This is a genomic window from Mesorhizobium sp., assembly GCF_005063415.1.
GTDB lineage: Bacteria > Pseudomonadota > Alphaproteobacteria > Rhizobiales > Rhizobiaceae > Mesorhizobium.
Window position 1 is genome coordinate 22551 of the sequence record NZ_SUEG01000009.1, and the last position, 12075, is coordinate 34625.

Here is a 12075-nt window from a genome sequence, read left to right on the forward strand (position 1 = left end):
ATCTGATCCTTGGTCATCAGCCCGGCATGATTGTCTTTGTGGCCGGCCAGCGGCAGGCAGAAACCTTTTATCGTATAGGCGATGAAGCAGGTCGGCCGGTCGTTGCCGCGCGACGTCTCGAAAGCTTCGATCAGGCACTGCAGGTCGTGGCCGCCGAGATTTGTCATCAGTGCGGCGAGTTCGGCATCGGAGCGCCGGTCGAGAAGTGATTTCAGGCCCGGATTTTCGCCGATGTCGGCAAGCAGCCGCTTGCGCCAGGCGCCGCCGCCTTGAAAGGTCAGCGCCGAATAAAGCTGGTTCGGGCAGGCGTCGATCCAGGCCTTCAGCGCCTTGCCGCCCGGTTCGGCGAAGGCGGCCTCGAGCAGCTTGCCGTATTTCAGGATGACCACATCCCAGCCGAAATTCCTGAAGATGCTTTCGAAGCGTTCCCAAAGGCCTTCGCGCACAACGGCATCGAGGCTCTGGCGATTGTAGTCAAGGATCCACCAGCAGTTGCGCAGGCCATGTTTCCAGCCTTCCAGCAGCGCCTCGAAGATGTTGCCTTCGTCCATCTCGGCATCGCCGAGCAGCGCCACCATGCGGCCCTCGGGCATGTTTTGGTCGCGGGCGCTGAGATAATCCTGCACAAGCGAGGCAAACAGCGTCTGCGCGACGCCGAGGCCTACCGAACCGGTAGAGAAGTCGACGTCGTCGACATCCTTGGTCCGCGACGGATAGCTTTGCGCGCCGCCGAAGGCGCGAAACCCTTCGAGCTTCTCCCTCGTCTGATTGCCCAGAAGATACTGGATGGCGTGAAACACGGGCGAGGCATGCGGCTTCACTGCGATGCGGTCGTCCGGCCTCAGCACTAAGAAATAAAGCGCGGTCATGATCGTCACCAGCGAGGCCGAGGACGCCTGGTGTCCGCCAACCTTCAAGCCGTCCGTGTTTTCGCGCAGGTGATTGGCGTTATGGATCATCCATGTCGACAGCCAGAGCACCTTCTTCTCCAGCGCCGAAAGTGCCTCCAGTTTTTGTTTGTCCATGCTGCAAGACTCCCCGTTGCGATCGTCGCAATCATAGGGCTGAGCAGAAACCGATTGTCGCTAAACTTGCATGAGATTGGCAGCTGCGTTAGCTGGTTTCGGCAATATAGACCAATGGAGTGACGTTCTGTGCCAAAACGTCGACTGGACGATATCGACCGAAAGATCATTGCCGCGCTGCAGGTCGACGGCAGGATGACGGCGCAGCAGCTTGCCGAGCGGGTCGGCCTTTCCGCCTCGCCGTGCGCCCGGCGGGTCCGCCTGATGGAGGATATGGGGGTGATCACCGGCTATGCCGCCCTGATCGACCAGGACATGGTTGATCTGCCGATCTCGGTGTTTGCCTCGATCAAGCTGGAGCGCCAGCGCGAGAACGAGCTGAAGCGGTTCAACGCGGCGATCGCACGCTGGCCGGAGGTGGTCGATTGCTATCTGATGACTGGCCAGCGCGATTATCTGCTGCGTGTGGTGGTGCGCGACTTGCACGCCTATGAGCGCTTCCTGAAGGAAAAGCTGACGCGGCTCGATGGCGTCTCCTCGATCGAGTCCAGCTTCGCGCTTGCGCAGATCAAGCGGTCGAACCGGCTGCCGGTCGAGACATGATTTTTTCCAAACATTGGCAAGTCAATCGCCCAAGTCATGGTGAATTCAGCCTACCACAACTGCTCCAGAAACGCGCTATAGACGAGGTTGGTAAAAGGACGTCTTCCCGGGACGGTCGCGAGGCTGCTTGAATTCGCACGAGATCGAGAAGCAGGGCGTCACGCGAACTTTCACCCGCTGCAGGCGCCGAGCCGATCAAATGCAATATGTCCCGCCACGATCGTTGCATCGACCTTTGTCGCAGACACCTCGTCCGGCAATAGCGCGCTTATGTCACGATCCAGGATCGCGATATCGGCAGCCTGACCAGGTAAGAGGCGGCCTTTGTACTTTTCAGAATGACTGGCGTACGCACCGTTATAAGTCATCGTTTCGATCGCGCGCTCAATATCGATCGTCTGGTCTTGACCATAGATGATGCCGCTGGGTCCCTTTCGCGTGAGCATAGACGCTAGGTTTGCCAACGTATCAGGCGGACAGATCGGGGAATCGGAGCTTGCCGCGGGCTGCATGTGGTTCTCGATCCAGCTTCTCATTGGATATGAAGCTCCAGTCCGTTCAGCACCAACCGCATCCGCATAGACATCCCCGTAGTGAGAGATGAAGCAGGGTTGCGGGATGGGAAGGATGCCCGCATCCCGCAATCGTCGCATCTGCTCATTTGTGCCGAAGCCGCAATGTTCGATCCGGTGCCTAAGTTCAGAATGGCCTCCTGCCATCGCCCTTTCATAAGCCAAGAGCACCTGCTCGATGGCTGCGTCGCCAATGGCATGCGTCGCGACCTGATAGCCGCGCGCCATGCAATCTGCGACCAAATCCTGCATCTCTTTGTCGGAATAGATAAATATACCGCGGTTGTTCCGGTCATTGAAATAGGGCAGCGACATCGCTGCAGTGTGACCGCCAATTGAACCGTCCGCAAAAAGCTTCGCTGGTCCGATCTTCAAGAACTCATCGCCGGCCCCCGTGACGAGGCCGGCTGCATAGCACTCATCGAGAATCCCGTCCGGTCCGGCCAAGAGCGCTAAGTATACGCGCAACGGCAATCGTCCACTTCGGCGGGCGGCCTGAAACGCCGCCATGTCCAACAGCCGTCCATTCAAACCTACGCCCGCGTCCATAACCGACGCAACGCCAAAACTCAGAAGGTGAGATGACGCACCTTCGATGGCGGCAACCGCCTCTTCCAAAGTAAGCGCTGGCATAGCTTTCAGGACAAGCTTCTGCGCATTTTCCTGCAACTGACCTGTCAACTTGCCATCGCGTCTCTCGATGTGGCCGCCTTCGGGATCGGGAGTGGTGCCGGAAATGCCCGCGGCGGCGAAGGCTCGCGAATTGCCAACCCCGACATGGCCGCAACATCTGGCGATGTAAACTGGGTTATTTGGCGCCGCCGCGTCGAGCTCCGCCATGGTCGGATGCCGCTTTTCGGCCAATTCGAAGTGGTCGTAGCGCCCGCCATAGATCCACTCTCCCGGTTTTGTTGCTGCAGCCTGCTGGCGGATCTTTTCCACCGCCTCAGGTATCGAGCGCACATGCGTGGGTCCGAGTTTGATCTCCACAAGTGAGCGACCGAGCATGATCATGTGCAGATGACAATCATTAAACGCCGGCAGCGCCATGCGACCCGCGAGATCGATCATCGCGGTCTCAGCACCGCGCAAACCATCCAGGCTATCCGCAGATCCGACCGCCACAACGCGCCCTTTTCTTACGGCAAGTGCTTCAGCATAGGGCTGGCCATAAGCGGTATAGATCGGCCCATTCCTCAGAATGACATCAGCATGAAGTCCATTTCTCATTAGAAAAACTCTCTCCTTTTACGAGACGCTTGGCTCGGCAGCAGGGCGCGCAGCGAAGGCGCTTTCCCGGCATGATAGGACTTGATATTCACTGCTGCACTGAGCACTGCGGCTCACATTCGAGCAAGTTTGGCTTCGTCTCAGAGCTGCTGTCTCGTAGTGCTGCTCTTGAATTGGGTCGAGGGCGCCGACTTCGATGGTGGCACGTGTCAATTCGGAGGACGGCGCCATAGCATACATATTGCCGTTCCGTTCTTCTACGAGCCGCGCGAAGAGGCTTGCGCAAATCGGCAAAATTTCATCATCCAGCACGAAGCCAGCATTGTGGAGCGGGGCGTTGCCGCCGTGGCCGAGGCACAATGCGCAGCATTTCCGCGAAATCCTCCGACCCAGTCTGTAGTTCGATGACATCTTTGGCCTTGTCATCAACAATGCCGCGTGCAGCCATCAAGAGATGACTCGTGTGTTCCGCATCATTCGTCGGAGCCCAGTGCGAGAACGGCTGCCAGGCTGATGGTCCGGCTTGAGCAGTTCGCATTTAGGTTGAGCTGTACCCAGAGTTTTCGATGTAGTTGTAGCACGCGGTAGGTGTGACAGCATCGAGGATTTCGGCGATGGCGTTGTGTGCGGCCTCGATGCTTCGTCTGGCGGCGGCGGCCCGGATACTCAGCCACCTCACCGTACCTAGCCACGTGTCCCTGGAACATGACGTCTAGCGCCGCATACCCTGCTCCCGAGATTCCTGATCGCTTGCCGGACAGGCTGGAAGCCCGCATCCGGTGCTGCCTCCATAAAAGCTGGTCGTGATTGAGACAACTTTACCGGCTCAAGAAACGAACCCTCAACAGGCAGTCTCTACATTAGGTTAAGCTAAAAGGGGGGTGTTATGCGTGTAACCGAACTGACCGAACGATTTTGGCGTGCAGAATGCGGCAACCTCGCCGTGGTGTTTGCATTGGTCTTGCCAGTCATGCTTTTGGGCGTCGGAGTGGCGATAGACTTTGCGCGCGTGAGCCGAACTGCTCAACAGTTGCAGGAGGGAGCTGACGCCACGGCCCTTCAGTTGGCCGTGGCAAACGCAAACAGCAGCGACATGGCGTCGGAGGAGCGTCAGGCGAACGTTGATACTTTCGCCAGCTCCACCTTTGTGGCCACGCAAAGTCCCTATAGTGGTGACGCCCACCAGACGGTCAAATCAACCAATCCCACAATCGTGACGGTTGTATTGCACCAACCGCAGGAATTGGCCTTCTCGGCAATCCTTGGCCTCGATAAACTTGATATCAGCCGAAGCGCAACCGCGATTGCCTATCCTCGATACCCTGTCTGTCTTCTCGTGTTAGATCAGTCCGCCTCGAAAGCATGGTCGAATTCGGGGACTTCATCGATAAATGGCCAGAAGTGCGTTGCGCAGGTGAATTCAAGATCGGGGTCTGCGCTGGCCACGAATGGCTCATCGTCGGTCAGGACATTGGTGACGTCAGTCGTCGGCCCCTCCGGGCCGTCTCCCGGCTTCAACCCTCAACCGCTTTTCAATCAGAAAGAGCTGGCAGATCCCATTATCTCCCGACTGGTCTGGCCAACAGACAATGTCTGCACCTACAATAATCTGGTGATCAAAAACGGCACCGCAAATCTCACTCCCGGCACTTTTTGTGGAGGGCTCACTCTATCGGTTGGAGCGGTGGTCAATCTTGCCGCGGGAACATATGTTATCAGGACGGGAGGGCTTTCGCTCTCCTCCGGAGCGGTTCTCGATGCAGCTGAAGGTACCACCATCGTTCTACTCGATGATCAGGCAACCACCACAATGCAGGCCGGCGCCAAGCTACGCCTTACGGCGCCGACCAGCGGCCCGTGGATGGGGATCGCACTAGCTCAAAAACCCCAAAGCGTGGAGAGAACCTCGACGCTCATTGGCGGAGGCGATACAGATCTAGGCGGCATAATCTATCTGCCGTCACAAAAGCTTTTTCTTATAGGTGGCGGTGCATTGTCGACCGACAGTAAGCCTCGCATCTTTGTCGTCAACCGGATCGAGATGAACGGCAATGGCTCAATTTATCTTGCTGGCGCAAGTGACTTGTTGACGACGAATTCTGCTACCAGACTGATGAATTGAACTTGCTGTAGCCGGGACGAGGAGGTTCGTTGCGGGCGACGCCGGCGTAAGGAGTCGGCGATGTGCGCCAGGCAGCATGTTCGTTCGAGGCGTGACGCCCAAAAGCGGACGGCCCGGGGTCAGGCCAGCCGCTTGAATGGCGTTTCGACCCAAAGTACTGGCTCGGTTATGCGATAGAATCGTCGCGTCGCGGCCAAGGCGGACGGGCCGACGTCGACCATCACGCCGATGATGGTCATGTAATCGCACTTGAATGAAGACCCAAGCTGCCTTGGGCACCAGCCGATCGATGCCAAGCGGTCGAACCAGTAATCCTCACAGACAATCGTCAGATTGCTTATGCCTCGCTGAATGCAGAATTCCAGAATTCCGCAGTAGATCACGCCGGCGGCCTGGCAGGGTCGGCCGGGCTCGCGAAAATCCCGGGCCACGAAAAATCTCGTCCACTCATAGATATCGGCTCGGCGCGGAACGCCACCATCGGCAAGTTGCGGAAAGATTTCGCTCATCAGATGCGGTCTGAGGCTCGGCACCAGGCGGGATCCGGCAACGACACCTCTTCCCGGCTGGATGCCGAGCAGATGAATTGCCTCTGGTGTATCAAACGGGTCGATCTCGCGACTGTCGGGGCGCCTCAGCTCATGCCAGCCACGTTCATCGACATAGATTTCATGTCGCAGGCGGAAGTAACTGTCGAGATCGCCTCGATAGGCAAAGCTGTTTGACGCGTCGACGACGTGGACCTGAATCATTGCGGTTCCTCGAGATGGAACCCATCCGACCACGCGACGATTGCCCATAAAATACCCAGATCTGAGGATGGATCAAAGTTCGATTTCGCGCCTGCGATAAGCCTCGACGATGGCGTGCACGACATTGGCGGTGCTGAGCTTCTGCTTGATGTTGCGCAGGTGGGTCGTCACGGTGTTTTCCGAAATACCAAGTATTCGGGAAACCTCCCATGCGGTCTTTCCGCCAGCAACCCACTGCAGGATTTCACGTTCCCGCTGGGAAAGCTTTTGTCTCGGCCGTCTGAGCGAGCTGCCGACGAGTCGTTCGGCAGCTGAGTACGCATGGCGCGCAAGGGCATGAACGGTGCAGCGCACCGTCGGCGCCAAATCAATTTCGCGTCCGGCAACCGTTACACAGGCCGGATCGCCAAATGAAGCCTGGATTGGGATGCAGATCCCGTCCCAAAGCCCAAACTCTTTTGCCTCATCCATCACCTTCCTGGCATTGCTGTTCGTCAAGCCGTGATGGACGTCCCTCCAAAGGAACGGCCCGATCGCACCACGGCACAATGCAACGCAAGGGTCATGGCGATAGTGTCCGGCAGCCATGTAGTGGTCGTACCATTCCCGCGGCCAACCGTTGACAAGGATGTGTCCATCTAGCGATCCGGTGTCCTGGCGTGGCAATTCGGTGACGAGACAGGCTGCATAGCCGTGACGTTCGATGCTCTTGCGCAGTTGCCGAATGATTTCGGCGACGCTGCTTGCACGATCGATCAGCGAGGTTGCTTCAAAGATTTGCGTTAGCTGGTGCTGTAAAACGCTCCCATGAACCGCCGACATTTCACGCCCCTTCAATGTACTGAGACAAAGAAAGAATAAATAAGTTAGGCCCGACCGCAACCTGCGGCATGACGTTTGACTACTATAGTAGGTGGCACTAAAGGGCGCGTTCTGACTGCCTCGCTGCATGAGGCTGAGGTCGGTTTTTGCTCGCAATCTGAGGTTGCTTCGCCAAGGTACCGGCTTGTCTCAGGAACAGCTCGCGGACCTTGCCGGCCTTGATCGCAACTATGTCGGCAAGCTGGAGCGGGAGGAGAACTCACCGACCGTCGATACCTTGGAGGTACTGGCATTGGCATTGCAGGTTGATGTGGAGCAGCTCATCCGTCGCAACGCGCCGTGATCCACCGGCCAGGAGGCGGCGGGAGGATCAGGATTTTCTGCTGCGTCGCCGACGCGGCGTTACGGCTAGGGCGTCTTTGCCTGGCCGTTTGGTCAATACCTCGATGTCGACGCTTAATGCAGTGGCAAGCTTTGCAAGCGACAGAAGCGTAGGATTGCGCCGGCCGGCCTCGAGACCACTCAGATAGGCGCGCGTGAACCCTGAACGGAACGACAGTTCCTCTTGAGAGAGGGCTTGTGCGCGCCGAATCCTCTGTACGTTCAGGCCGACAACCACCCGTAGGTCCATGAGGGCATGGTCGTCGCTGCGTACACTTTAGGACGACACACTATAGTGAACATTCGTCATTGACAGGCGTCGCCATTGCTGCTTTTCTCATCATATTACGGAACGCCATTCCGAAATAAGGAACGACAGTGACAGGAAATCTTTCGTTGGAACGTGGCCTTGCGGTTCTCAATGTCCTCAAGGAAGCGGACGAAGCGGTCGGGGTGCGCGAACTCGCCCGCCGGCTTGAGCAGAGTGCTCCCGCCGTGCAGCGAATTCTGAATACCCTGGCAGAGCAGGGCTATGTCGAGCAGTCGCCAGACTCGCGGCGCTACCGGCTCGGTCACTCCGTTCTGGCACTGGCGCGGAAGGTCCTGGGCAGAGATCGCCTGGTTGGTTTGGCTGAAATCGAACTGCAGGCGCTGGCCGCCGAAGGTTGCTTCAACGCATTCCTCGGCATCAGGCGGGGCAATTGCGGTATTTATCTCCTGACCGTGCAAAGCAAGAGTCCTGTCGTCATTCGCTCGTCACCCGGCGAGACGTTCCCCTTGCACTCCACCGCCTTGGGCAAGGCACTCCTGATGGAGCTGAGCGGCGAAGCAGTCATTGGGATCCTTGGACGCGGTCCGCTGGAGCAGGTTGCCGTACGCACCGTCACGGACCCGCACAAGCTCGTGGCTCAGATCAGGGCGTCGGAATCTATCGGTTACACAACCTCCCTGGATGAGAACTTTACCGGGCTGATCGCGGTCGGCGCACCGCTTCGCGATGCATCGGGCATGATCATCGCGGCGATAAGCGCGGCCTACCCCCGGTCTGTGGGGCCGCATGTGGAGATCGCGGAGGTTGGAGAGGCAGTAATGGCGGCTGCGGCGCGCATCTCAGCTGGCCTCGGCTTTGCGGAAGCAAAACAGGCTCGGGATTCCCATCATGCTGCTTAACGAGGTCCGCCTGAAACAATGCATCTCGGCAGCTCGGCTTGATACCGTTATAGCCACGACGCCGGAAAACGTGACCTATATGAGCGGCTTCTGGGCTTTGCCGCAATGGATTCGTCGTGGCCCGCAGGCCTATGTTGTGTGGCCGGCTCCTGACAAAGGCACGCCTGAAATCATCGCCAGCACCAGCACCCTCGACCTCGTTGCCGATCAGGAAGTCTGGGTGAGCAAGGTGCGGCGCTATGGCGAATTTCACGCCAATGTCGGTTCCTCGACCACCGTGGACCGCGCCAATGAACGACACCTCCAGCTTCGCGACCTGCCGAGGCATGGCGATGCAATTGAGGCTTTGATCGCGGCATTGGAAGAAGCCCGCCTCGGACGTGGGCGGATAGGCATAGACGAGGCGGGACTCCCGCCAGGATACCAGGAAACCCTCAGAGCCCATTTTCCCAATGCGTCGTTCCTACCAGCCACCGCGTTGCTTCGCGAGGTTCGTGCCGTAAAGACGGCAGACGAAATCGAACGGCTCGGCCAAGTTGCCCAGATTGCCGAACGCTCCATTCAAGCAGCACTCGCCGTTGCTCAGGAAGGCGCCACCGAAGCAGATCTGGCGCGCGCTTTTCACGTCAGGACGGTTGAGGAAGGCGCCCTGCCCGTACTGGGATGCATCGGCTTTGGCGAGCGCAGCGCGCTTATGAACGTCCAGCCGTCTGACCGCAGGTTGCGCGCTGGAGAAATCATCCGCTTCGACGTCGGCGGCCGGTTTCGGCACTACCGCGCCGACATTGCCCGCATCGCCACGCTGGGCGAGCCGCCGCCGCAGGCGCATCGGCTTCAGCAGGCACTGCTGCGCGGCGTTCAGCATGCCTGCGACATTATCCGACCCGGCCTGCCAGCAGCACAGCTCTTCGAGACGGTGGTGCGTGTGGTCCAGCGCGAAGGAATCGCCCACTACGAGCGCGATCACGTCGGCCATGGCATCGGGCTTGATGGTTATGATGCGCCGACGCTCTCGGCGCGCAGTACAGACGTCCTTGAAGAAGGAATGGTGCTGTGCGTGGAGACCCCCTACTACGAAATCGGCCGCTGGGGACTCCAGGTGGAGGACATGGTGGTTGTTCGCCAGGGCGGAGTGGAGCGGCTGACGCAGACGCACGATGCAATCACCCGGGTGCCGTCATGAGCCGCGCGGCAGGTTTTTCATGTATTCGATGCGGCGCCTTGTTCCGGATCGAAACCAGAATCGACTCACGCGGCTGCCCGATATGCTGCGGCGAAGCGCCAGCCAATCTTAAGGTCGTCTACGATCGATCCGGAGCTACATCGGCCGCATCCGCAGCGGGTGCCGCGCTGCCCTCGCTCTGGCGCTATGCCGACATGCTTCCTTGTGGGCTCAGCGATGCAATCTCCCTGGGCGAGGGCCTGACGCCGCTGCTGAGCGCCGAGAGGCTGGGAAAGCAGCTCGGCGTCCCTAAGCTTCTTATCAAGGACGAGGGCGCAAACCCTACGTGGTCCCACAAGGATCGCTTCTCCACCGTGGCGGTGTCCATGGCACGTTTGAGTGGCGCACACGTCGTGGCGACTGCTTCGTCGGGCAACGCCGGGGCCTCACTTGCCGCCTATGCTGCACGGGCGGGCCTGAAATGCGTCGTTGTCACATTCTCAGGCACCGCCGGCGCAATGTTGGCGCAGATCCGCAAATACGGCGCCAGCGTCGTATCCCTGGCCGACAAATCCCATCGCTGGCCATTGCTTGCCGCCGGTACCGAGCGCCTCGGATGGTTTGCGACGTCGCCGTTTCACAGCCCCGTGGTTGGCAGTCATCCTGTCGGGATCGAGGGCTACAAGACCTTGGCTTACGAGATCGTCGAACAGATGCACGGAGCCGTGCCGGACTGGTGCGCCTTGCCTGTTTGCTATGGCGACGCGCTTGCCGGGCTCTGGGCGGGATTCAAGGATCTTCTCAGCCAAGGCAGGATCGATCGGCTGCCGAGACTCTTGGCGGCGGAAGTGCACGGATCCTTGGCCAAAGCGCTTGCCGGCAAGGCCGATCTGGTCGCCGAGGTTCCCGCGGGTTTCGACACGCTTGCCATCTCGATCGGCACCACACGAAGCACATTTCAGGCGCTCAGCGCGCTGCGTGAATCTGGCGGCATGGCGATGCCGGTCGGCAACTTCGGCCTGATAGACATGCAGCAGCAGCTTGCGGCCACCGAGGGAGTATTTGCCGAGCTTGCCTCGGTGACCCCATTTGCAGCTATTGAATGCTTGAGACGGGAGGGCACGATCGCGCGGTCGGACAGCGTCGTTGCCATCGTGACAGCGAGCGGCCTCAAGGATCTGGATCGTTCGACCAGCCCGGACCACGCACAACAATCGTTTCGGTCAGTTGCCGACGCGTGGAAACACCTTACCGGGGCTTACGACTATTTCGCGCCCTCTCATGAACAACGCGCGGCCAAGATGTCCTGAAGAGAAGATAGAGGCGATCATGAACAGATGCGACTTCTGATCGACTGATGATCTCGTCCATCACTGGACGGTATTGCGACTTCCAAAAGCTATCCACGAGAGGCAAATTCAACTCGCTTAGCGAGCGGAACCTCGATTCAAACATGATGAAAGGGGAATTTTCATGCTTCGCAAAACACTCATCGGCTGGCTCGCAGCCCTCGGTATCGTAATGGCAACTCAGACGATGGCTGAGGAAACGCTCAGAGTCGGCGTCACGCCAACCGGAGTGCCGTTCACGTTTGTCGACACCGCAACCCGAAAGCCGACTGGCGCGATGGTCGATCTGGCAAGTGCGATTGCCGCGAACCTTGGTACGACCGCCGACTTCCAGGTAAACGCTTTTCCAGCCCTGATCCCGGCATTGACGACCGACAAGATCAATCTGATTTCCGCCAGCATGTTTATAACCGACAAGCGCAAGCAGGTGATCGATTTCAGCACGCCGGTTTACGCCTATGGCGAGGCGATGTTTGTTGCTGCCGGCGACAGCAAGAACTACACGATCGAAGGGCTGAGAGATGAGACCGTCGGGGCGCAGATCGGCTCGACCTACGCTGAGGCTCTGGAAGCGCTTGGCGTCTTCGGTCAAGTCAAGCTCTACGATTCAATCGCTGACATGATGCGTGATGTGGTCCTGGGCCGCATCAGGGCCGGCTTTGGTGACGCCCCGATCGTCGCATATCAGCTTTCAAAGAACCCCGAGTTGGGTGTCCGCCTCGTCGACGGCTATCTGCCGATGAAAAAAGGCGAAGTCGCGTTAGCGGTTGCCAAGGAAAATCCACTGCTTCTCGAAAAGGTGAATGCCTCCATCGCCAAGCTGAAGGAAAGCGGCGAACTAAGTCGAATATTCGCCAAATATGGCCTGTGAAGCCATCCCGCATTGA

12 protein-coding genes and 1 pseudogene are annotated in these 12075 nt (G+C 58.7%); 7 read left to right on the forward strand and 6 right to left on the reverse strand.

Annotation, left to right across the window (positions count from 1 at the left end; all coding sequences use genetic code 11):
• On the reverse strand, window positions 1-1025 hold a 1025-nt coding region (locus E5W70_RS04680), incomplete at its 3' end, for a 1-deoxy-D-xylulose-5-phosphate synthase N-terminal domain-containing protein (protein WP_292654526.1).
• Window positions 1026-1154: 129 nt separating this feature from the next.
• Between E5W70_RS04680 and E5W70_RS04685 the strand changes: the two genes are divergently transcribed.
• On the forward strand, window positions 1155-1628 hold the full coding sequence (locus tag E5W70_RS04685) for an Lrp/AsnC family transcriptional regulator (RefSeq protein WP_254818629.1): 474 nt from the start codon (window positions 1155-1157) through the stop codon (window positions 1626-1628).
• A 170-nt stretch (window positions 1629-1798) separates the two neighbouring features.
• Here the strand turns inward: E5W70_RS04685 and E5W70_RS04690 are convergent, their stop codons facing one another.
• Window positions 1799-3430, reverse strand: coding sequence for an amidohydrolase (locus E5W70_RS04690; RefSeq protein WP_292654531.1), 1632 nt, complete (start codon window positions 3428-3430; stop codon window positions 1799-1801).
• A gap of 249 nt (window positions 3431-3679) precedes the next feature.
• Window positions 3680-3821: pseudogene (locus E5W70_RS04695) on the reverse strand (amidohydrolase); the annotation flags it as partial.
• Between the two features lie 495 nt (window positions 3822-4316).
• Between E5W70_RS04695 and E5W70_RS04700 the strand changes: the two are divergent.
• On the forward strand, window positions 4317-5552 hold the full coding sequence (locus E5W70_RS04700; RefSeq protein WP_292654535.1) for a TadE/TadG family type IV pilus assembly protein: 1236 nt from the start codon (window positions 4317-4319) through the stop codon (window positions 5550-5552).
• 119 nt (window positions 5553-5671) lie between these two features.
• On the opposite strand, the gene E5W70_RS04705 is transcribed toward E5W70_RS04700, so the two are convergent.
• Window positions 5672-6352: an acyl-homoserine-lactone synthase gene (locus tag E5W70_RS04705; protein WP_292654538.1), complete on the reverse strand. Its 681-nt coding sequence runs from the start codon at window positions 6350-6352 to the stop codon at window positions 5672-5674.
• A 24-nt stretch (window positions 6353-6376) separates the two neighbouring features.
• Complete coding sequence (locus E5W70_RS04710) at window positions 6377-7126, reverse strand: autoinducer binding domain-containing protein (protein ID WP_292654541.1); 750 nt, start codon at window positions 7124-7126, stop codon at window positions 6377-6379.
• Window positions 7127-7253: 127 nt separating this feature from the next.
• Here E5W70_RS04710 and E5W70_RS04715 point away from each other — a divergent pair, with 127 nt between their 5' ends.
• On the forward strand, window positions 7254-7469 hold the full coding sequence (locus E5W70_RS04715) for a helix-turn-helix transcriptional regulator (protein WP_292654544.1): 216 nt from the start codon (window positions 7254-7256) through the stop codon (window positions 7467-7469).
• Between the two features lie 27 nt (window positions 7470-7496).
• On the opposite strand, the gene E5W70_RS04720 is transcribed toward E5W70_RS04715, so the two are convergent.
• Entirely contained in the window at window positions 7497-7757 is a 261-nt protein-coding gene (locus E5W70_RS04720) for a helix-turn-helix transcriptional regulator (protein ID WP_292654547.1), read from the reverse strand.
• A gap of 146 nt (window positions 7758-7903) precedes the next feature.
• Between E5W70_RS04720 and E5W70_RS04725 the strand changes: the two genes are divergently transcribed.
• The 4 genes from E5W70_RS04725 (at window position 7904) to E5W70_RS04740 (ending at window position 12059) form a co-directional block, all read left to right on the forward strand.
• Window positions 7904-8677, forward strand: coding sequence for an IclR family transcriptional regulator (locus E5W70_RS04725; protein ID WP_292654550.1), 774 nt, complete (start codon window positions 7904-7906; stop codon window positions 8675-8677).
• Window positions 8667-9860: a Xaa-Pro peptidase family protein gene (locus E5W70_RS04730; RefSeq protein ID WP_292654553.1), complete on the forward strand. Its 1194-nt coding sequence runs from the start codon at window positions 8667-8669 to the stop codon at window positions 9858-9860. Before E5W70_RS04725 ends, E5W70_RS04730 begins: the two co-directional genes overlap by 11 nt.
• Window positions 9857-11149, forward strand: a complete 1293-nt coding sequence (locus E5W70_RS04735; protein ID WP_292654556.1) for a threonine synthase — start codon at window positions 9857-9859, stop codon at window positions 11147-11149. Before E5W70_RS04730 ends, E5W70_RS04735 begins: the two co-directional genes overlap by 4 nt.
• A 226-nt stretch (window positions 11150-11375) precedes the next feature.
• On the forward strand, window positions 11376-12059 hold the full coding sequence (locus E5W70_RS04740) for an ABC transporter substrate-binding protein (protein WP_292654559.1): 684 nt from the start codon (window positions 11376-11378) through the stop codon (window positions 12057-12059).
• Window positions 12060-12075: the final 16 nt, after the last annotated feature.